Source organism: Phytohabitans sp. LJ34, assembly GCF_052068095.1.
GTDB lineage: Bacteria > Actinomycetota > Actinomycetes > Mycobacteriales > Micromonosporaceae > Phytohabitans.
This window is the reverse complement of sequence record NZ_JBQHDG010000007.1, coordinates 178,839-199,504: the sequence shown is the minus strand read 5'-3', so window position 1 is coordinate 199,504 and position 20,666 is coordinate 178,839. Positions and strand designations below refer to the sequence as shown.

The 20,666-nt window shown below is 71.5% G+C and carries 18 protein-coding genes and 1 pseudogene; 10 read left to right on the top strand and 9 right to left on the bottom strand.

Annotated elements, in window-relative coordinates; all coding sequences use genetic code 11:
• Positions 1-178: 178 nt before the first annotated feature.
• Entirely contained in the window at positions 179-679 is a 501-nt protein-coding gene (locus tag ACTMTJ_RS15045; protein WP_441217008.1) for a DUF456 domain-containing protein, read from the top strand.
• Positions 680-682: 3 nt separating this feature from the next.
• Here the strand turns inward: ACTMTJ_RS15045 and ACTMTJ_RS15040 are convergent, their stop codons facing one another.
• Positions 683-1,642: a threonine ammonia-lyase gene (locus ACTMTJ_RS15040; protein ID WP_441217007.1), complete on the bottom strand. Its 960-nt coding sequence runs from the start codon at positions 1,640-1,642 to the stop codon at positions 683-685.
• Between the two features lie 80 nt (positions 1,643-1,722).
• Here ACTMTJ_RS15040 and ACTMTJ_RS15035 point away from each other — a divergent pair, with 80 nt between their 5' ends.
• From ACTMTJ_RS15035 to ACTMTJ_RS15025, 3 genes are all read left to right on the top strand, one after another.
• On the top strand, positions 1,723-2,388 hold the full coding sequence (locus ACTMTJ_RS15035) for an alpha/beta hydrolase (RefSeq protein ID WP_441217006.1): 666 nt from the start codon (positions 1,723-1,725) through the stop codon (positions 2,386-2,388).
• Positions 2,388-3,086: an N-acyl homoserine lactonase family protein gene (locus tag ACTMTJ_RS15030; protein WP_441217005.1), complete on the top strand. Its 699-nt coding sequence runs from the start codon at positions 2,388-2,390 to the stop codon at positions 3,084-3,086. Before ACTMTJ_RS15035 ends, ACTMTJ_RS15030 begins: the two co-directional genes overlap by 1 nt.
• Before the next feature lie 566 nt (positions 3,087-3,652).
• Positions 3,653-4,591, top strand: coding sequence for an NADP-dependent oxidoreductase (locus ACTMTJ_RS15025; protein ID WP_441217004.1), 939 nt, complete (start codon positions 3,653-3,655; stop codon positions 4,589-4,591).
• Between the two features lie 9 nt (positions 4,592-4,600).
• Here the strand turns inward: ACTMTJ_RS15025 and ACTMTJ_RS15020 are convergent, their stop codons facing one another.
• Entirely contained in the window at positions 4,601-5,269 is a 669-nt protein-coding gene (locus tag ACTMTJ_RS15020) for a TetR/AcrR family transcriptional regulator (RefSeq protein ID WP_441217003.1), read from the bottom strand.
• An 88-nt stretch (positions 5,270-5,357) separates the two neighbouring features.
• Between ACTMTJ_RS15020 and ACTMTJ_RS15015 the strand changes: the two genes are divergently transcribed.
• Positions 5,358-6,290 (top strand): NADP-dependent oxidoreductase, encoded by a 933-nt coding sequence (locus tag ACTMTJ_RS15015; protein WP_441217002.1) that lies wholly within the window; start codon positions 5,358-5,360, stop codon positions 6,288-6,290.
• 1,286 nt (positions 6,291-7,576) lie between these two features.
• Positions 7,577-8,791, top strand: a complete 1,215-nt coding sequence (locus ACTMTJ_RS15010) for a cobalamin-independent methionine synthase II family protein (protein WP_441217001.1) — start codon at positions 7,577-7,579, stop codon at positions 8,789-8,791.
• Positions 8,792-8,795: 4 nt separating this feature from the next.
• Here the strand turns inward: ACTMTJ_RS15010 and ACTMTJ_RS15005 are convergent, their stop codons facing one another.
• Genes ACTMTJ_RS15005 through ACTMTJ_RS14995 form a run of 3 tightly spaced genes read right to left on the bottom strand, consistent with a single transcriptional unit; the run spans position 8,796 to position 11,465 of the window.
• Complete coding sequence (locus ACTMTJ_RS15005; RefSeq protein ID WP_441217000.1) at positions 8,796-9,803, bottom strand: zinc-dependent alcohol dehydrogenase; 1,008 nt, start codon at positions 9,801-9,803, stop codon at positions 8,796-8,798.
• A 2-nt stretch (positions 9,804-9,805) separates the two neighbouring features.
• Positions 9,806-10,657: a fumarylacetoacetate hydrolase family protein gene (locus ACTMTJ_RS15000; RefSeq protein ID WP_441216999.1), complete on the bottom strand. Its 852-nt coding sequence runs from the start codon at positions 10,655-10,657 to the stop codon at positions 9,806-9,808.
• 43 nt (positions 10,658-10,700) lie between these two features.
• Positions 10,701-11,465: an IclR family transcriptional regulator gene (locus tag ACTMTJ_RS14995; RefSeq protein WP_441216998.1), complete on the bottom strand. Its 765-nt coding sequence runs from the start codon at positions 11,463-11,465 to the stop codon at positions 10,701-10,703.
• Between the two features lie 64 nt (positions 11,466-11,529).
• Between ACTMTJ_RS14995 and ACTMTJ_RS14990 the strand changes: the two genes are divergently transcribed.
• Together ACTMTJ_RS14990 and ACTMTJ_RS14985 are read left to right on the top strand one after the other, a co-directional pair.
• Positions 11,530-12,213 (top strand): SDR family NAD(P)-dependent oxidoreductase, encoded by a 684-nt coding sequence (locus ACTMTJ_RS14990; RefSeq protein ID WP_441216997.1) that lies wholly within the window; start codon positions 11,530-11,532, stop codon positions 12,211-12,213.
• 74 nt (positions 12,214-12,287) lie between these two features.
• Positions 12,288-13,289, top strand: coding sequence for an RICIN domain-containing protein (locus ACTMTJ_RS14985; protein WP_441216996.1), 1,002 nt, complete (start codon positions 12,288-12,290; stop codon positions 13,287-13,289).
• A 9-nt stretch (positions 13,290-13,298) separates the two neighbouring features.
• On the opposite strand, the gene rox is transcribed toward ACTMTJ_RS14985, so the two are convergent.
• On the bottom strand, positions 13,299-14,726 hold the full coding sequence (rox, locus tag ACTMTJ_RS14980; RefSeq protein WP_441216995.1) for a rifampin monooxygenase: 1,428 nt from the start codon (positions 14,724-14,726) through the stop codon (positions 13,299-13,301).
• Positions 14,727-14,937: 211 nt separating this feature from the next.
• Here rox and ACTMTJ_RS14975 point away from each other — a divergent pair, with 211 nt between their 5' ends.
• The gene (locus ACTMTJ_RS14975) at positions 14,938-15,711 is read left to right on the top strand and encodes a methyltransferase domain-containing protein (RefSeq protein ID WP_441216994.1); all 774 of its coding nucleotides are present in this window, start codon (positions 14,938-14,940) and stop codon (positions 15,709-15,711) included.
• Between the two features lie 81 nt (positions 15,712-15,792).
• On the opposite strand, the gene ACTMTJ_RS14970 is transcribed toward ACTMTJ_RS14975, so the two are convergent.
• Together ACTMTJ_RS14970 and ACTMTJ_RS14965 are read right to left on the bottom strand one after the other, a co-directional pair.
• Entirely contained in the window at positions 15,793-16,191 is a 399-nt protein-coding gene (locus ACTMTJ_RS14970) for a hypothetical protein (RefSeq protein WP_441216993.1), read from the bottom strand.
• A gap of 37 nt (positions 16,192-16,228) precedes the next feature.
• Positions 16,229-16,825 carry a CGNR zinc finger domain-containing protein gene (locus tag ACTMTJ_RS14965; RefSeq protein ID WP_441216992.1) on the bottom strand — a complete coding sequence of 199 codons (597 nt, stop codon included), beginning with the start codon at positions 16,823-16,825 and terminating at the stop codon, positions 16,229-16,231.
• Positions 16,826-16,890: 65 nt separating this feature from the next.
• Here ACTMTJ_RS14965 and ACTMTJ_RS14960 point away from each other — a divergent pair, with 65 nt between their 5' ends.
• Complete coding sequence (locus tag ACTMTJ_RS14960; RefSeq protein WP_441216991.1) at positions 16,891-17,280, top strand: RidA family protein; 390 nt, start codon at positions 16,891-16,893, stop codon at positions 17,278-17,280.
• 4 nt (positions 17,281-17,284) lie between these two features.
• Here the strand turns inward: ACTMTJ_RS14960 and ACTMTJ_RS14955 are convergent.
• Positions 17,285-20,371: pseudogene (locus tag ACTMTJ_RS14955) on the bottom strand (RICIN domain-containing protein).
• Positions 20,372-20,666 lie beyond the last annotated feature (295 nt).

Below are 20,666 nucleotides of genomic sequence, written 5' to 3'. Positions count from 1 at the left end.
CTTGCCCGCGTTATGGGCACGCGCCGCGCCACCATCGGGTACCTCGTCGCCGACTATCTACTTCAGACGGTGACGGCCGTCCGCAGCTTCGGGCTCGACGCGGCCCATCAGTGAGCCGCCGCTCAGTAAGGGCGGTCGTCGATAGCGCGGCCGGCCTTCATGGCGCAGGATGGATGGCGTGGAGCTCACGGTCGACAACACGACGGTGACGGTGCTGTGCGGGCTGGCCATCGCCGCCGGCATCGTGGGCGTTGTGGTGCCGATCCTGCCCGGGCTGCTGCTGTGCTGGCTCGGCGTGCTGGCGTGGGCGGTCTTCGGCGACGGCGGCTGGGTAAAATGGCTGGTCCTGGCCGTCGTCACCGTGTTCGCGGTGGCCGGCACCGTCGTCAAGTACCTGTGGCCGGGCCGCAACCTCAAACGCTCCGGCGTGCCCAACAGCACGCTGCTGGTGGGCGGGGCGCTCGGCCTGGTCGGCTTCTTCGTGATACCCATCGTGGGTCTGGTCCTGGGTTTCATCCTGGGCGTCTGGCTGGCCGAGCGGGCGCGGCTGGGCGACCACCGGCAGGCCTGGCCGTCCACTGTGCACGCGCTCAAGGCCGCCGGCCTCTCGATGCTGATCGAGTTGGCCGCCGCGCTCGCGATCGCCGCGACGTGGGGCGTCGGGCTGCTGGTGGCCTGAGCGCTACGGGCGGATCCAGCCGCGGTAGGGAAGCGGGTCGACGTTGCTGCCGCAGATGACGGTGACCACGTGGCGGCCGGCGAACCGCGCGGGGTCTTCCAGGACGGCGGCGACGCCGAGCGCGGCCGAGGGCTCGACGACAAGCCCGGCCAGGTCGAGCAGGTGTCGCATGCCCGCGAGGATCGACCGTTCCTCGACCAGGACGGCGTCGTCCGCCACCGCGAGCAGGTCGTCGAGGACCTCGGGGATGGGGTGGCGCCCGGCCACGCCGTCCGCGATCGTGTCGATCGACTCGGTGGTGACGACCTGGCGCGCGTGCCAGGAGCGGGTCATCGCCGGCGCGCCCGCGGGCTGCACGCAGACGACCTCGGCCCCGGGCCGCAGAGCCTTGAGGACGTGACCGACGCCGGTGGCCATCGCGCCGCCGCCCAGGGCGATCAGCACCGCGTCGAACGGCGGGCCGGCGGCCAGCTCGAGGCCGATCGTCGCGGCGCCCTCGCACGTTTCGATGTCCAGGCTGTCTTCCACGAGCCGGATCTCGCGCTGGCGCGCGATCGCCGCGGCCCGTTCGCGCGCGTCCTCGATGTCGCCGTCGACGAGCTCCAGCTCGGCGCAGAGCGCGCGGATTCCGTCGAGCTTCGCGGTGGGTGCCCGGCGGGAGGCCACGACGGTGGCGCGGATCCCGCGACGGCCGGCCGACCAGGCGAGCGCCTGTCCGAGGTTTCCGGCACTGGCGCACACGACCCCGGTCGCGCCGCGCTCGGCCAGCAGGCTCGTCACCAGCTCGGTGCCCCGGGCCTTGAAACTGCGGACCGGGTTGGCCGTCTCCAGCTTCACGCTGACCGTGCAACCCAGCGTGCGCCCGAGCGGCCCGCACGTGTAGAGCGGTGTGTCGAGGAAGAGCGGGTCGATCACCTGCCGAGCGGCACGGATCCGAACCAGGTCCAAGCGCGTGTCACCCATGACGAGATCATGCACGCTTCCCGTTACGCCGTCAGCAGAGTATGCGGGCGGCGGCCGGCCGCACGGGTCATGCTGGGCCGGTGGCGAAACGAGGTGTGGCGCTGTGGCTGCCGGGCGGCGGCTGGCGCGGATGGTCCGACGAAGACGGCACGGCGCTGGCCGGGCACGGCCTGACGGTGGTGCCGGGCCGCTACCGGCTCAGCCACGAGGCGACCTGGCCCGCGCAGCTCGCCGACGTACGGGCGGCGGCGCGCGAGCCACTCACCCAGGCGCGGGCCGCGGGCGTGCCGTTCCTCGTGGCCGGCGACTCGGCCGGCGGCCACCTGGCCTTGCAGCTCGGGTTGCGCGGGGTCGCCGAGCCGGGCGACGTCGACGGGGTGCTGGCCTTCTGGCCACCGCTCGACCCGCTCGCCGACGACTGGCTCCAGCTGCTGCGCACCACCCGCCACGGCGACAACCCGTGGCGCGACCTGCTCGGCCACGAGCCGGCGGCCGCCGATCCGTCGACATTGGACGCCACCCCGTCGACCCACGTCAACGGCCGGGTGCCCGTGCTGCTCGTCCACGGTGCCCAGGACGCCGCCGTGCCGGCCAGCCAGACCGTCGCGCTGGCGTCGGCTCTGCTGCGGGCCGGGCATCCGGTCCACGCCCTGGTCACCCACGGCGGCCACGCGCTCCCACTCGACCGGCCGGACATCCACGCGGTCACCGCCGCGTTCCTCGACGGCCTCGAAGGGCTGAGGTGATGGCAGACCTCGCGGTGCGGCGGGTGGACTTCGGCTACTTCGTGCGGCCGGCCACCGAGACCGGCACCGGCGAGCCGAGGGTGGAGCCCTGCCTGGGCTACCTCGTCGCGCATCCGGACGGGCTGCTGCTCGTCGACACCGGGATGGGTAGCCACCCGGAGGTCGACGCGCACTACCGCCCGCGCCGCGTCGCCCTGGCGTCCGCGCTCGCCGCCGCGGGCACCGGCGTCGACGACATCCGGTTCGTGGTCAACTGCCACCTGCACTTCGACCACTGCGGCGGCAACCCCGCTCTGGCTGGCCGTCCGGTCTTCACCCAGCGCGCCGAGCTAGACGCCGCCCGGCACACGCCGGACTACACGCTGCCCGAGCTGATCGATCCGCCGGGCCTCCGCTACGAGGTGCTCGACGGTGAGGTGGAGATCCTGCCCGGCGTGCTCGTGGTGCCGACGCCCGGCCATACGGCCGGCCACCAATCACTGGTCGTGCGCCGCCGGGACGGCACCGTGGTCGTGGCCGGGCAGAGCCACGACACCGCCGCCGGGTACGGCGCGGACGCACTGGCCCGGCGCGCCACCCGAGACCACCACGACGCGCCCCTGCCGGCGGCCCCCGCCTGGATCGACCGGCTCCAGCGCCTCGACCCGGCACGGGTCGTCTTCGCCCACGACAACGCCGTCTGGGAACCGGCTGCCTAGAGACCCGTCGTGGTGTGGTGCCTGGAGCTGGATTGCCCGGGTCCGTGTCAGCTGCGGACCGCTGCTCCCGCCGGAGACCGCGCGGGTCGGCGGCGAGCTGGCGCTCGCCGAGATCCCCGACCCGCGCTGCCAGCTCCGCGGTGCAAGCCCCGAGAGGGTCTTCGCGGGACCTACCTCCGCCATCCTGACGCAGCGTCACCAGCCCAGGGACCGGGACTTCGAGATCTAGGAGACTGAGGGTTGAAATAGCGCCCTAACTCTCCTAGATCTCGAATCTCGCGCCGCGCACACCGTCGCGACGGTTGCCCGCGGCGACGAAACCCCTGTTGCTTTCCCGGATCGGGTTGCCGTGGGGCTTGTCTCGCGGGCCTGGCAGCGGAGGTCGGGGCTTTCGGCGAGCGCCAGCTCGCCGCCGACCGGAGCGGTCTCCGGCGGGAGCAGCGGTCCGCAGGTGACGCGGACCGGGGAAAATCCGCTTGGAAATTGTCGAAGACGCGGTGACCCCCACTCCGAAGTCCCTCCGGCAACCGCGTCCGTTGGCCGGCCTAGCGGGGTAGGAATACAGGATGGCAGTGCGGTGGATCGCGCCCGAGTTCGGTGGGCCGGAAGTGCTCACGTTGGTCGAGACCGAGGTCCGGTCGCCCGCCGCGGGTGAGGTGACGATCGACGTGCGGGCCGCCGGGGTCAACCCGGCCGACTACAAGCACCTGGCCGCCGCGCGGGGGTCGGACCGGTCGTTGCCGCTCGGCGTCGGCTACGAGGTCGCCGGTGTGATCAGCGCGATCGGGCCGGACACGACGATCGCGTCCGGTGGTGGTCTGGTGGGCGACGCGGTGGTGGCGTTCCGGATCAGTGGCGGCTACGCGTCGCAGGTGACCGTGCCGGCGCGGGACGTCTTCGCCAAGCCCGACGCGCTCGACTTTCCGGCCGCCGCCAACCTGCTGCTGGCCGGCACCACCGCCGCCGAGGCGCTGCACGTCACGAAGGTGGCGGCGGGCGAGACCGTGCTGGTGCACGGCGCGTCCGGCGCGGTGGGCGTCAGCGTGGTGCAGCAGGCGCGGCTTGTCGGTGCGAGGGTCGTCGGCACCGCGAGCGAGCACAACTTCGCGCTGCTGCGCGGCTTCGGCGCCGAGCCGGTCGGGTACGGGCCGGGGCTCGTCGAGCGGATGCGGGCGATCGCGCCGCACGGTGTCGCCGCGGCCATCGACACGGTGGGCACCGACGAGGCGCTGGACGCCACGCGTGAGCTGCTCGTCGACGTGAGCCGCGCCGTGACGATCGTCGGCACCGACCGTAACCGGGCCGCCGGCATCACCGCGATCGCCGGCGCCCTGCCGGCCAGCGCGGCGTTTCGCGACGCCGCCCGGGCCCGAGTCCTCGCCATGGCCGCCGACGGCCGGCTCGTCGTGCCGATCGCCCGGACCTTCCCGCTCGACGAGGCGCGCGCCGCCCTCGAACTCGTGCGCACCGGACACCCGGGCGGAAAGGTCGCACTCGTCCCCTGAGGCCCCGGCTCAGGGGACTGGCGCGTGGCGCAGGCGCATCAGCGCCCGGTACATCGCGGTGGGTGTCGGCGGGGGCGGCAGCGGTGCGGCGTTGGCCGCGCTGAACGCCTGGATCATGTAGGCGGCGAAGCGCCGCCAGGCTTCCGGCGCGGCGTCGCCGGTCGCGGCGACGACGCCCGCGTTGGCCATGAGCAGCATCACCACGTCTTCGGGGCTGAAGTCGTCGCGTAGCCGGCCGGCCGCCTTCGCCCGGCCGATCAGCTCGACCAGCGCGTGGTACGCCCGGTCGCGCTCGGCCTCGAACGGCTTCACGGTGGGAAACGTCATGGTCAGGACGTTGGCGAAGCCGCGGTCGTCGGCCTGCATTGCGCAGATCCGCTCGATGAAGCCGCAGAACCCGAGCCACGGGTCCGGCTCCGCGAGGGCGTGGTCGGCGGCATCCGCGTACCCGGCCATCTTGGCCTCGAAGGCACCGGCGACGAGGTCGGCGCGGGTGGGGAAGCGGCGGTAGAGGGTGGCGACACCGACACCGGCGTGCCGGGCGATGTCTTCGATGGGCACGTTCAGGCCGCGTTCGGCGAAGACCTCGCGGGCGGCCGACAGCAGGAGCTGCCTGTTGCGCTCGGCGTCGGCGCGCAGGCCGGGCCGGCGTCGCCCGGCGCCAGGTTTCGCGGTCATGGTCACATCCTAGCGACGGTATCTGGAATAGATCCTCCAGTTAGCGCGCTACGTTGGGTACGACTCGCTATCGAGAAGGAGTACCAGCATGCGTGCCATCGTCATCAAGGACTTCGGAGCCGGCGCCACGGTGACCGACCTGCCCCAGCCCAAGCCGGACGCGGGGGAGGTGCTGGTGCGGGTGCGAGCCTCCTCGCTCAACGGGTTCGACGCGGCGACCGCCGCCGGGATGCTCAAAGGCATGATGGAGCACCGGTTTCCGGTCGTGCTCGGCAAGGACTTCGCCGGCACGGTGGAGGCCGTCGGCGACCAGGTGACCTCGTTCGCGGCCGGCGACGAGGTCTTCGGCGTGGTGATGAAACCGTTCCTGGGCGACGGCGGCCTGGGTGAGTACGTCGTCGTGGGCGAGGGCTACGGGCTGGCGCACATCCCCGCCACGCTGTCCCACGCGGCCGCCGGCGCCCTGGGCCTGGCCGGCACGGCGGCGCTCAACGCGGTCGACGCGGTCGCTCCCGCCGACGGGGAGACGCTGCTGGTCGGCGGCGCCAGCGGGGGAGTTGGCGCGTTCGCGATCCAGCTCGCCGCCGCGCGCGGCGTCCGGGTCATCGCGACCGCCAAGCCCGGTGCGGAAGCCGCCCTGGTGCGGGAGCTGGGCGCGGCCCACGTCGTGGACTACACCGGCGACCTGCCCGGTCAGGTGCGCGCCATCGCGCCCGGCGGGGTGTCCGCCGCCCTGCATCTCGCGGGCGACGGCGCGCGGCTGGCCGACCTGCTGGCGCCGGGAGGCCGGATCGCCTCGACGCTCGGCTTCGGCCCGGACACGCTCGGCCGCGCCGACGCCACGGCGACAGCCGTCATGGCCAGCCCCGACCGGTCCACGTTGGACCGCCTGGCCGCGGACGCCGCTTCCGGCCGGCTGCGGGTGCCGGTGACCCGCACGTACGCACTGGGCGAGGTGCCGCAGGCCCTCGCCGACTTCGGCGCCGGCGCGGTCGGCAAGTTCGCCGTCACCGTCGACTGAAGGACGTTCCCATGCCTACGATCGCCATCGTCGGTGCCGGCGAGACAGTGACGCGTCCGTCGTGGGCCGCACGGGCGGCCCACGACAGCTAACCGGAAGGATGCTTCCACTAATCGCGCTCGCGCCAGGCGGTGTTTGTTCACGGGACCGGCGATCTGGGAAACAACAGGGGCTTCGCCGCCGGGTAACCGCCGGAGGTGTGCGCGGCACGAGATTCGAGATCTAGGAGAATTAGGGCGCTCGCGGTTTGGCCGGGCTTGAGGCCCGGCCAACAATGCTCCGCAAGCTCCGGCGTCCACCGCGCGTGGTGATCGTTAGCCCGAAACCAGCGTTCTCGCCCGCGTGTCACACAGGTTCCGGGCTAACGATCACCACACCTTCAGATCCTGACCCGATGGTGCCGTCACGCGGGAGACGCGGGACCGCGGCGGGTGCATCGCATGATCGTTAGCCCGATAAGGGCGTGCTCTTCGGCGTGTCACGCCCATTTCGGGCGAACGATCATGACGCCGCCCCACATGCTGAGCCACATCCCCAAACATTGGGAAGGTGGGCCGGCGATCATGCCCTCCACCACGGCCAGCCATCCCCAAGCCGCAGCCAGCGCCCGAGCCGTGCCGTATGCCGCCGTCCACCCGCACGGCTCCCGCCGCAACCACCCACCGACAGACCGAACCAAGCCGGAGGCGGCCCGGCCGGAGCCCGAGGCCCCGCCGGAGGCGCCGAACTAACCGCAACCACAAACAAACCCGAAACGAGCAGAGAAGCGACTCCGAAAGTCGAGCAACCCTAGGTCTCCTAAATCTCGAATCTCCCCCTTTGGCTCGTGACGCTGCGTCAGGATGGCGGAGGTGGGGCCGCGAAGACTCCTACGGGGTTTGTCTGGCGGTGCGCGGCCGGGTTTCGGCTTCTGTCCACAATGCCTTGATCGGCGGCGATCTTGGCGGCCGGTGAACGGATCGTGGACGTTTACTGCCCCTCCAGGGGCAGTTGTGTACCACGATCGCCAGCGTCACCCCCCCTCGTTAGCTCGATCAAGGGAAACCTGTCGCGAGGAGGGCTTGGCCCGTGGATCTGGCAGGGGACGGGCGGGGGGTTCGGCGAGTGCTGCGAGCGGCTGGCCGGGAGCGGTGCCCGCGCATGCGGTCCGCAGGTGACGCGGGCGTGGGCAAATATGCCTCGACGTAGTGCCACGACGGGCGGCGACCTTGGACCGAAAGGTCTCTAGAGGCTTGGCCCGAGCGGGGTAGGCGGTAGCCTCGGCGGAAACGGATGGAGGCGGATCGATGGAGCGAAGCGCTAGCCGGATCCTGACCACCCACGCCGGCAGCCTGCCGCGCCCGGCCGAGCTGATCGAGGCCAACCGGGTCCGGCTGACCGGGGAGGCGGCGGACGCCGAGGCGTTCCCAGCGCGGTTGCGGGACGCGGTCGGCGACGTGGTGCGCCGCCAGGTCGACCTGGGGATCGACGTGCCGAACGACGGCGAGTGCGGGCACGCGATGACCTCCTCGGTCAACTACGGGGCCTGGTGGACCTACGTGTTCGAGCGGCTCGGTGGGGTGGAGTTGGCGCCCGTCGACCCGTTCGCCGCGCCGCCGCGGCTGTCCGAGCCGGGCCGGGTGGTGCTGACGAGCTGGGGTGACCGCCGCGACTGGGTCCGCTTCGCCGAGGCGTACCAGGATCCGACGTCCGGGATCACGCTCGGCCCGCGGATCGAGGCGTTTCCGGTGTGCCGGCGGCCGCTGACGTACACCGGCCAGGAGGCGGTGGCGCGCGACATCGCGAACGTCAAGGCGGCGATGGCGGCGACCGGCGCCACGGAGGGCTTCCTCAACGCGGTGGCGCCGGGCAGCTGCGCCCGCTTCGACAACGAGTACTACGGCACCGACGAGGAGTTTCTGTGGGCCGCCGCCGACGTGATGCGGGAGGAGTACCAGGCCATCGTCGACGCCGGCCTGATCCTCCAGCTCGACGACCCGTGCATCGCGGAAAACTGGGACCAGGTCAACCCGGAACCCAGCGTCGAGGACTACCAGCGGTTCACGATGGTCCGCGTCGAGGCGCTCAACCACGCGATCCGGGGGCTGCCGGCTGAGCGGATCCGCTTTCACCTGTGCTGGGGGAGCTGGCACGGGCCGCACACGACCGACATCCCGATGCGCGACATCGTCGAGGTGATGCTGCGGGTCAACGCGGGCGGATATCTCTTCGAGGCCGGCAACGTACGCCACGAGCACGAGTGGCGGGTGTGGCACGACGTCAAGCTGCCGGATGGCAAGGTCGTCATGCCGGGGGTGGTGAGCCACGCGACAAACCTCGTCGAGCACCCCGAGCTGGTCGCCGATCGGATCGGCCGGTTCGCGGAGGCCGTCGGCCGGGAAAACGTCATCGCCTCCACCGACTGCGGCCTGGGCGGCCGGGTACACCCGCAGATCGCGTGGGCCAAGCTGGAGTCGCTGGTGCGCGGCGCCCAGATCGCCTCACGCCGGCTCTGGACCTGACCCGTTACCGGCGGGGGTCGACGTGGACCTTCGGGCCGGGCCCGCCGGGGCGGCGCCCGGCCAGGACCTCGGCGGCGCCGGCGAGGCCCACCGTGGCGGCGACCAGGGGCCGCGGGTCGACGGCGCCGCTCGCGTACGCGTCGATGGCACCGGCCAGGCCGGCGGAGGCGCCGAGGATGCCGACGGCGGTGACGTCCTTGAAGACGAGGTCGCGGCTGTCCACTGTGCTCGGTGTGCTGGAGAGTCCGATGTAGACGACTCGGCGGCCCGGCTCGACCAGCTCCACGGCGAGCGCGGGCAGCGCCGGGGCGGTGGACGCGTCGACGATCCCGTCCCAGGACAGCCGCGGCAGGCTGTCGCGGGTCCAGGCGTTGTCGAGCCCGAGGCCGCGGGCCAGCTCCAGCTGGACGTCGTCGCGGCCCATCAGGTGCGTCTCGACACCGCGGGCGCGCGCGAACATCGCGGTGAGCAGGCCGATCGTGCCGGTGCCGAGCACCAGCAACCGCTCGCCGGCCGCGAGGTCGGCGGCGCGCACGCTGCGCAGCGCGTTGCCGCCCGGCTCGACGAGCGCGCCCAAGGCGGCGTCCACTGTGTCCGGAAGGGCGTGCAGGGACCTGGCCGGCACCGCGAGCCGCTCGGCGAGGGCGCCCGGCAGGCCGTCGCGGATGCCCAGCTCGTGACGGTCGGCGCAGACGTGGTGGCGGCCGCGGCGGCAGCGGTCGCAGCGCCCGCATCCGATCATCGTGTCGCCGGTGACGCGGCGGCCGAGCCAGCCGGGCTCCACACCCGGGCCGACCGCGGTGACGGTGCCGCACCACTCGTGGCCGGGCCGCAACGGGTACGAGGACGCGCCGTTGTGCAGGTAGCTCATCTCGCCGGTGAACAGCTCGACGTCGGTGCCGCAGATGCCGACCCGTTCCACGTCGACGACCACCTGGTCGGCGGCGGCGACCGGGTCCGGGACCTCCCGCACCTCCGCCCGGTGTGGCCCGGTCAGGACCAGCGCGCGCACGGCTATCGGGGGGCCACGACGCGCTGCCGCGCGACGCCGAGGTGGTCGATGCCCAGCTCGATGACGTCACCCGGGTGTAGCCAGATGGGCGGCTTGTGGCCCATCCCGACGCCTGGCGGGGTGCCGGTGTTGACGAGGTCGCCGGGCTCCAGGACCATGAACTGGCTCAGGTGGTGCACGATCGTGTACGGGTCGAAGATCATGGTCTTGGTCGAGCCGGTCTGCCGCCGCACCCCGTTGACGTCGAGCCACATGGACAGCTCGCGCACGTCGGGGATCTCGTCGGGGGTGACCAGCCACGGACCGGCCGGGTTGAAGGTCTCGGCCGACTTGCCCTTGCTCCACTGCCCGCCGCGCTCCATCTGGAACGCCCGCTCGCTCACGTCGTTGACGAGCACGTAGCCGGCGATGGCCGCCGCGGCGTCCGCCACATCGTCCAGATAGGAGGTGCGGGTGCCGATCACGATGCCGAGCTCGACCTCCCAGTCGGTCTTCGTGGCGCCGCGCGGGATGCGGACGTCGTCGTACGGCCCGACGAGCGTGTTGGGGCTCTTGGTGAACAGGATCGGCTCCGCAGGCACGGCCTGGCCGGTCTCGGCGGCGTGGTCGCTGTAGTTGAGACCGATGCAGAGGATCTGGTGCGGGCGGGCGATCGGCGCGCCGATCCGCTCGTCGCCCAACTGGCGCACCTGGCCGGCGGCGATCCGCTCGGCGACCGGGCCGGCCAGCCGGGCGATGCCGCCGGAGCCGAAGAACCGCTCGTCGAAGTCGGCGGCGAGGTCGGAGACGTCCACATAGGAGGAATCGTCGACCCGCACGGCCGGCTTTTCGGCGCCGGCGGCGCCGACACGCATGAGGCGCATGATGCTTCTCTCCGTATCTCAGTGAGGGCGTACCTCAGGGAATCTGTCCGGCGACGACCGCGCGGATGGCGGCCACGTCCTCGACGAGCTTTGGCAACGGCGTCCGGTATGCCAGGGCGCTGACGCTGACCGCGCCGCTGGGCACCGTGGGCGAGGTGAGGTAGGCCAGCACGGCGACACAGTTGACACCCGGCTCGCTTTCCTGGTCGTCGACGGCGTAACCGCGCTCGCGGGTGCGGACCAGCTCGGCGTGCAGGGCCTCGACCGAGGCGATGGACCGCTCGGTGGGCGCCTCCAGCGGCCGCTCGCCGGCCCAGTCGCGCACCTCCTGCTCGGTCCGCAGCGCCGCGGCGAGCAGCATCTTGCCCACGGCGGTGCAGTGGGCCGGGTTGCGGCCGCCGATGACCGAGCTGAGGCGGATAGCGCCGACCGGCGGGTCCAACTTGGAGCGATAGACCACGTGGCGGCGGTCGAGCGTGGCGTAGTGGACCGTCTCGCCGTATCGCTCGCACAGCGCGGTGAGGATCGGCGACACCCGCACGTGGTCGGGGCGCGCCTCGTGGTGGGCGAACGCCAGCCGCAGGAACTCGTCGCCGAGCACGTAGCGCCCATAGCCGTCCTGTGCCGCGAACCCGGCCCGGCGCAGCGCGGCGAGCGCGCGGTGCACGGTCGGCTTCGGGCTGGCCATCGCCCGCGCCATGTCATCCAGCCCGACGCCGCCGGGGTGCCGGGCGAGCTCGGTGAGCACGGCGAGGACCCGGTCGGCGCCGACGAGCTTGCTGTCCGGCGGCTCGGTCACGCCCCGATGCTAGGCTGATTTCCACCAAAACAAAAGCCATTCCGGTATTTGGAAAGAGGCCCCGATGAGCGCTTCCCGTACCGCCGTGGTGACCGGTGGCATGAGCGGTCTGGGTGCGGCGGCCGCCGCCCGCCTGGCGCAGGACGGCGTCACGGTCCGCACGCTCGACATCGCCGAGGGAGCCGACCTGCGGGTCGACGTCACCGACGCCGATGCCGTCCGCGCGGCCGCCGATCGGGTCGGGCCGGTCGACATCCTCGTCAACTCCGCCGGCATCGTCGGGCCGAACGCGCCGCTGTGGGAGATACCGCTGGACGGCTGGGAGCGGACGTTCGCGGTCAACGTCCGTGGAACGTTCAACACCTGCCAGGCGTTCGTGCCCGGCATGCGGGAGCGCGGCTGGGGCCGCGTCGTCAACATCGCCAGCATGGCCGGCAAGGACGGCAACCCCAACATGTCGCCCTACTCGGCGTCCAAGGCCGCCGTCATCGCCCTGACCAAGTCGCTGGGCAAGGAGCTCGCCACCAGTGGCGTGCTCGCCAACGCCATCGCGCCCGCGGTGATCGAGACGCCGATGAACGCCGCCACCGCGCCCGACGCACTGGCGCACATCACCGGCCTCATCCCGATGAAGCGGCTCGGCCGGCCCGAGGAGGTCGCCGAGCTCATCGCCTGGCTCGCCTCGGACCGGGTCAGCTTCTCCACCGGCGCCGTGTACGACATCAGCGGCGGCCGGGCCACGTACTGACCCGCGCCTCAGCGACCCTTGCATCCAAATGTATGGATGGGTAGGTTCACGCTAACCTCCCTGAGGAGCAACGGATGCCAAACCTCCGCCCTGCCGTCGCCGTGGTCACCGCGGCCGCCACCGCGCTCGCCGGCTTCCTGCTCGCGGTCGCCGTCGCCGACCCGGCCTCGGCGGCCGTCGGCGCGGTCCGCGGCGTCCCGTCCGGCCGCTGTGTCGACGTGCCCAGCGCGAGCAAGACGAACGGCACGCAGGTGAAGCTCTACGACTGCAACGGCGGAAGCAACCAGCAGTGGAACTACAACTCCGGCCGGCAGCTGGCCGCGTACGCGGGCACCAAGTGCCTCGACGCGTACAACAACGGCACCACGGCCGGCACCCAGGTGGTCATCTGGGACTGCACCGGCGGCACCAACCAGCAGTGGAGCGTCAACAGCAACGGCACCATCACCAGCGCCCTGTCCGGGCTCTGCCTCGACGCCAACGGCGGCGGCACCGGCAACGGCACGGCGATCATCCTGTGGACCTGCAACGGCGGTGCCAACCAGCGGTGGAACAGCACGGCCGGCGGCGCCGGCTGCCCCGGCTCCGGCGGCATCACCTACACGCTCCACCGGGCTTCGTCGCCGACCGCCGACCAGACCGACTCGTACAACCGGATCACCGAGGCCATGAACCTGGCCCTGACGGTCTACAACTGCTACCTCAGCGTCCGCAAGTCGCTGTCCATCTACTACGAGCCGAGCGTGCCGACGGCCGACGGCAACTACAACGGCACCATCCGCTTCGGGGCGAAGTCCACAATGGTGCAAGCCACCGCCATGCACGAGATCGCGCACACCCTCGGCGTCGGCACCTACGGCGGCTGGGCCTCCCGCGTCTCCGGTGGACGGTGGACCGGCACCAACGCGATCAACCAGCTGCGTACGCTCGACGGCAACTCCTCGGCGGTGCTCTACGCGGACGGCGCCCACTTCTGGCCACACGGGCTCAACCAGGCCAGCGAGGCCACGTCCGCCGACGAGTACGTCCGTAACGTCAAGATGGTCGCCGCCCTCCGCCAGGACATGGGCCTCTGAAGCGTCGGCTCAGCCGGCCGGGCTGCCGAACCAGGTGGGTAGGTGGGTGAGCAGGTCCCGCTGGTCGTCGCCGGCCCAGGCGACGTGACCGTCGGGGCGCAGCAGCACCGCGGGCACGTCCAGCTCTTCGCTGGTGTCGACCACGTGGTCGACCCGGTCGGCCCAGCCCGCCATGGACAGGCGGCCGGTCTGGTCCAGCAGCAGGCCGCGGCCGCCGCGGGTCAGCTCGTAGAGGCGGCCGCGCGTCAACCGCACGTCGCGCAGCCGGCGGCCGAGCAGCTCGTGGCCCTCGCCGAAGTCGTAGCGGATGCCGATCGCGGAGACCTTCTCGACCAGGTAGCGGGTCACGTCCTGGAAGTCCATCAGCTGCGACACAAGCCGGCGCGCGGCCTGGGGGCCCGGCTCCAGGGACATCAGCTCGGCCTGCGCGCGGGTGTTGTCGAGCACGTCGGCGGCCACCGGGTGCCGCTCTGCCTGGTAGGTGTCCAGCAGCCCGTCCGGCGCCCAGCCGCGGACCGCGGCGGCCAGTTTCCAGCCTAGGTTGAACGCGTCCTGGATGCCGAGGTTGAGGCCCTGCCCGCCGAGCGGCGGGTGGATGTGCGCCGCGTCGCCGGCCAGCAGCACCCGGTCGACGCGGTAGCGCTCGGCCAGCCGGGTGGCGTCGCCGAAGCGGGACAGCCAGCGTGGCGAGTGCACGCCGAAGTCGGTGCCGGCGACCGCTCGCATCCGCTGCCTCAGCTCATCGAGGGTGGGCGGGGCGGCGCCGTCCTCGGCCACCCGTTCGGCGCGGACGACGGCGCGGAACAGCCCGTTACCGGCCGGCCCGACGCCGAACCCCAGATCTGTCTCGCGGACCTTGGCCACCACCGCCGTCAGCTCCTCCAGCGGCGTGGTCACCTCCACCTCGCCCAGCAGCCACTCGATCCTGGCGGGCTCGCCGGGGAAGTCGACGCCGAGCCGCTTGCGGACGGTGCTGCGACCGCCGTCGCAGCCGACCAGGTAGCGCGAGCGCAGCCGCGTGCCGTCGGCGAGCTCCACGGTCACGCCGTCGCCGTCCTGGCTCAGCCCGACGAGCTCGTGACCGCGCCGGATCTCCGTGCCGACCTCGATGGCGTGCTCGGTCAGCAGGCGGTCGGTGACGGGCTGCGGGATGCCGAGCAGGTACGGGTGCGCGGTGTCCAGCCCGTCCGGCGGCGGCTTGACGATGCCGGCGAAGGCCGCGTGGATCGGATACCGCTGGGCGAGTGCCAGGAAGCGCTCCAGCAGGCCCCGCTGGTCGAGCACCTCGATGCTGCGCGCGTGCAGGCCGAGCGAGCGTCCGATCTTGGTCGGCTCGGTGTCCTTCTCCAGCACGAGCACGTGCAGGCCGTGCAGTCGCAGCTCGGCGGCGAGCATCACGCCGGTCGGTCCGCCGCCGGCGATGATCACGTCAATCATGAAACCCCCATGGCTTTCGGTTCGGCGATTCTGCACCACGACCCGGGTCTTGCCACAAGGCCCCCGGTGCGGTATACGTTAAGAGTGGCAGGGAGAGTTTGACTCCTTGCCCTTTTTCTTTGTCCGCTGTGGACGGAGTCCGCTGTGGACGGACACGACCTCACCACATTTCCCGCACAGAGCCTCCGCGGGCGCGTGGTTGGATCCGGGGATGATGGATTTCACCGCCGTGCCGGCCGCGCCGGACCACGTGGAGTACCTCGACGCCGCGGCGGCCACCGCGGCCGGGCGCGGCTACAAGCGGCGGTTTCTCGAGGCGCTCGACGTGCGGCCTGGTCAGGTCGTGCTCGACGTCGGCTGCGGTCCGGGCACCGATCTCGTCCGCCTGTCGGGCGCGGTCGGCGAGGCCGGCTCGGTCGTCGGGGTCGACCGCGATCCGGCGATGGTCGAGCACGCACGCCGCCGGGCGTCCGGCCACCGCAACGTCGAGGTACGTCGCGGCGACGTGCACGCGTTGCCGTGCGCGGACGCCTGCGCCGACCGGGTACGCACCGACCGGGTGCTCCAGCATGTGGAGGATCCGGCTCGGGCGGTCGCGGAGCTGCGGCGTGTGTTGCGGCCCGGCGGGTTGGCGGGGATGGCCGAGCTGGATTGGGACACGCTGGCGGTCGATGACTCCGATGTGGAGACGAGCCGCGCGGTCTCCCGGTTCATGGCCGGCCGGGTGCGCAACGCCGTGGTAGGCCGGCAGCTCCCGCGGCTCGCCGCCGCCGCCGGCCTCGCCGTGTTCGATGTGGACGCGAGCGTGGTGGTGTTTCGTGACTTCGGGACCGCCGATCAGGTGCTGGGCCTGCGGCGCAACGTGATCCGCGCGGTCCAGGCGGGCGTGCTGGGCCAGCGGGCCGCGGAGGACTGGGCGCACCGTACGGTCAGCGGCCCGTTCCTGGCGACGCTCACGTTGTTCACCGTCGTCGCGGGTGTGTGACGCGGAGGTGGCAGGGAGGCCGGCCACGGCCGACCGGTCTCCGGCGGGAGCGACGGCCGTGCCCACGGCGGACCCGGGAAATCAGGTCGGTCGGCCGTTGAGATAGCAGTCGGGCACCCACCCGACGACGCCGTGTCCCTTGTGGTCGCCGTAGTACCAGAAGCGGGTGGTCACCCCGCTGTCGCACGACCAGGCCACACCGTCGGAGACGAAGCCCATGGTGGCGAAGACCTGGCCGTCGCCGCCGGTGCCGAGCACCGTAGTCGGCTGGAACGGGTCGTCCCAGATGTCCACATCGGACTGGCTGAAGGTGGTGTACTGGTCGTCGCAGGCGCCGGGCATGTTGGCCTCGTTGTCCCAGACGTAGCAGCTGCCCGGGTAGGTCGCCGCCGGCGCGGCCGTGGCCGGCGCGAGCAGCAGCGCCCCGGCGGCCAGCGCCGCGGAGCCGACCAGGTGTGCCATCCCCCGCTTCAGGTTCATGCGGACCAGTGCATCACCCGCCGGCTTCAAATCCGTTTCACGGTGCCTGGCGGGCGCGCAGGGCGCGGAGCTTGTGCCTGTTGCCGCAGCGCTCCATCGCGCACCAGCGCCGCGTGCCGGGGCGGGACGAGTCGACGAACACCAGCGGGCAGGTGTCGCTGGCGCACTCGCGGATGCGGCCGGAGAGCGGCCCGGACAGCAGCTCGATCATCTCTCGCGCGAACGTGGACATCACCTGCGACGTCCGCACCGGCGGCGCCCAACCCGCGGTCGTGCCGCCGGCCGCCAGCGTCGGGACCAGCGGCGGGGCGGCGGCGGCCTTGTTGATGGTCGCGATCGCCGCGGCGGGGAGCGGGCGGCCGTCCGCCTGGGCGTGCGCCGCCTCCCAGATGGCCTGGCGCAGCGACTTGGCCTCGGTCAGCTCGCGGGCCGTCACGGGGACCGTCACGACGATGCCGAGCGGCGGCTGGGCCAGCCACTCGGCCAGGTCGGCGGGCTCGTGGAGGGACTCGAACTTCGCGTACGGCCCTTCGCCGCCGCTGTGCGCGAAGTCGAGGCAGGCGGCGCCCGCGTCGAAATGGAACGACCCGCCCTTGGGGTCGTGAAGCACACGCCCACTTGCGTTCGCCAGCATGAAACCAGTATAACTGGTGTTGTAGCGACACCGCTATAACCGGTTACTCACTGAAGGGGCAGGACATGAGCGTCAGGCACATCAACCCCGAAGGACTCCACCGCAGCCCGGCCTTCAGCCAGGCGGTCGTGGTCGAGCAGCCGACAAAGACCATCTACATCGGCGGGCAGAACGGCGTGGACGCCGACGGCAAGGTCGTCGGTCCGACGCTGCTGGAGCAGTCCAGGCAGGTCTTCCGCAACCTCGCCACCATCCTGGAGAGCGAGGGCGGCACCCTGGCGAACGTCGTGCACTGGCGGATCGCCGCGGTGGAGGGTCAGGGTTTCGAGGAGGGTCTGGCCGCCTTCCAGGAGGCGTGGGATCCGGCCGACGCGCCGCCGGCCATCACCGTGCAGTTCGTCTCCGCGCTGGGCCCCGGTGTCCTCGTCGAGATCGACGCGGTCGCCGTCGTGTGACTCCTCATCGCCGGCCGCCGGGCACGATGCCGACGGCATCCACCACGAGGGTGCCGTCGCGCACCGTGATCCGCACGGTGTGCCTGCCGGGGCGGAGGTCTCGCAGCGTGTAGGTCTGGTAGAACTCCGGCGAGGCGATCGTGCCGGCCGCGGCGTCGACGACGGTGCCGTCGACGGCGACCTCCAGCACGGCCGAGCCGTTGTTGGGCCCCACGATGTCCAGACCCGTGCCGGTGAACGTGTAGGTCAGTGTCGAACCCGCGCCCTGGCTGGTGGACAGGCTTCGCTGCACGTTGTACATGCCCTTGCCGTTTTCGTGGGCCCACGTGCCGCCGTAGACGAGCTTGGTGGCGGGCCTGGCGGCCAGGTCGTTCATCTCCAGGTTGTCGAGGAACTCCGCGTAGTACGCGGGGAAGCCGGCGACGGGCTCCACCCGGAGGTTGTCGAACCTCGTGTGGTAGTAGCCGCTGCCGAGGTTGATCCGGCCGGAGGCCTTCGGCGCCGGGTCGGTGTAGGAGGCGAGCGGCACGCCGTCCAGCAGCGCGGTGACCGTGTCGCCGGCGGCTTTCATCGCGATGTTGTGCCACGCGTCGTGGGCGGTGTCGAAGCCGGGGATCGTCACGCCGCCCTCGCCGGACACCACGTTGCCGCTCGCCACGGCGCTGTTGTTGACGAGCAGCTGCCAGCCACCGTCGAAGGTGAACCTCAGCTTGTACGGCGCGCCGACGTCGCCGTGCTGTTCGCGTACGCCGATGAGGGCGTAGTTGCCTTCGGTGCCGCTGTTTTCGAAGGACACGTCGACGCTCGCCGTGTAGTCGAGCCAGCGGCTGTCGCCGATCCTCGTCAGGGCGTCGCCACCGTTCCACGCGGCGCCGAGCCCCATGATGGACTGGTCGAGCTGCTGGCGCAGCACGTAGTCGCGGGAGCCGTCCGGCAGGTAGGCCTCGAACGCGCCGTTGCGATCGCTGGCGTACAGCGGGATCGCGCTCTTGGAGCCGCCGCGCGAGGCGATGAAGTCTTCGGTGCCGACGATGCGGCCGCCGCGGCCGATCACCGGGACGCGCTTACCGGTGTAGTCGAAGTCATCGGCGTAAAGCAGGGGCCCCTTCGTGTCGAGCACGGTGCGCTCGCCCTCGACCGGCAGCGGGACCCGAAACTCGGGGTTCCGGCGGTTGTCCAAAGTGGTCACGGTGACGACCGAGTTGGGCTTCACGGCCACCGAGTAGGCGCCGTCCGCGTCGGGGGAGAGCTTGCCGAGATACTTCATGTAGTTGGCGTTGAAGGCCTGGCCGGGCTCTGCCGCGCGGGTCTCCCACACCTCCACGGCGGGCGCGCGGGTGTACGCCATGTCGACGGCCTGGAGCCGGTACGCCTGCGCGTACTCGCTGTCGTTCATGAAGACCGTGGAGAAGTGCCGCTTGTCGGGAGCGGCGAGCGTCAGGTAGCTGGGCGAGCCGTTGCGCCCCACGATCGGGTTGGTGCCGGTGGCCCCGGTGAAGCTCGCCTCCGGCACGGCCCGCCAGATCCCCGCCGTGTTGCCCGCGTCCTCCCAGCCGGTCTTGGCGAACCAGCTGAAGTGCCGCAGCACGTCGATGGCCACGTCGTAGTGCAGCCAGCCGGACCACGGGTCACGCGCGCTGAGCAGCTCTTTGAAGGCGTACTGCCCACCTTCGTAGAAGGCGCCGACCGCCGGTTGGTACACGAAGTTGGTGCGGCGCGAGTTGACGAAGCCCTTGATGACGGTGTTTCCCATCTCCAGCGCGCTGCCGGTGCCGCCGATGCCGGTGCCGGCGACCGTGGGTTGGCGCATGTTGTTGTTGGGGCGGAAGGCCGAGTTGCTGAAGGTCGCCTGCGCCTCGCTGTTCCACACCTCCTTGTCGAACTCCTGCGCCAGGCGCTTGAAGCTGCCGGCGCCGTCGTCGTCCGGGTTGTAGTGGTACGCGGCGACGGCCACCGCGTCGCGCAGGCTGACGTCGCTCACCATGTCGTCGCCGAACCCTCCGACCGACACCTCGTCGGAGATCACCACACCGATGCGGTTGTACAGCGCGCGCTCGGTGGCGCTGGCGAACCCTTCACCGTCGGTCCGGACCAGGTCGGCGTATCGCTTGGTCCACGCGAAGTCCGCGGCACGCTCGTTGAACCCCGGGTTGACGTAGTCGATCATGAAGCCGTAGGTGCGGTACGCCGCCAGGATCGTCGCCTTTTACCAGGAGTAGATCTTGTCGTTGGTGTCGGCCCACGCGGGCGCGTTCCAGCGCAGGAAGCTCACCTTGAGCCGTGGGTTGACCTTCTTGGCGTCGGCCGCGAGCTGAAAGCCTTGGCTGCGCTTGACGTTCGGCGCCTCGGTCTCCAGTCGCATGGTCGCCGGATCCGGCCCGGTGGAGTTGTTGCGGTCGTTGCCCATTTCGAGCTTCACGTTGGTGATGACGGGCCGTTCGCCGCCGAACAGGACGCGCAGCAGCTCCGCGTACTTCTTCGGGCTCTGCGCCTTGTAGTCCATCAGCAGCTCGCTGGTGCTGTTGGCGCTCAGGAGCCCGAAACCCTTGAACGTGAGGCCGTTGACGTTGCCGGCGCGGATGTCGTCGCCGTCCACGACGATCGTGGTGCCGAGCTCGGTGATCAACCATTGCTGCTCGGGGCCGTCGACGCCGGTGCTCTGCCGCAGGTCGGTGCCGTCACCGCCGTCCAGGTAGAGCCCGGAGGCGCGGTTTCTCAGCTTCACGTGGTCGCCGGCGGCTTCCCTGCTCCACTGCTGGTTGACGCTGCTGGACTCGCGCCACTGCCCGCAGATCGCCCCGCTCGTCGCGCGGCCCATGCCGTCCATGTAGAGGCCGGTCGCCCTGTTCTTGAGCCGGATGAAGTCACCGGCCGGCACCAGCAGCCACTGCTGGCTGGCGGTGGCCGGGCCGTCCTGCTGGCCGACGTTGGCACCGTCGTTGGTGCGGCCCATGCCGTCGACGAGCTTGCCGGTGGCCCGGTTGCCGATCGTGACGAAGACCGTGCCCGAGTCCGCGGCCAGGCTCACCGGCACCTGCCTGGCCGGCGCGGCGGCCACACTCGCCACCGCCACGACGAGGAACGCCAGCATAGTGCCCGCACTACGCCGGACGGATCGGCGGTCGGTCATCAAAACTCCAGTCGACGTCTGGTCACGGAGGCGGCCTTGGGCACGCCGCAAAGGCATCCATTGATAGCGATACCGCAGACCGCCGCCGGAGCGCCAGGACCCGAACCGAAGAGTTCAGATTCGTTCAGACCCGAGCATCGCCGGGTGCTGGCCGTGATCGCCTACCTACGCGGATGACCCGCGGGTATAGATAGCCATACCCCGAAGAGTATGGACAGTGCTAGGGCGTGGACCCCGGCCGCGAACCTAGCGTCGA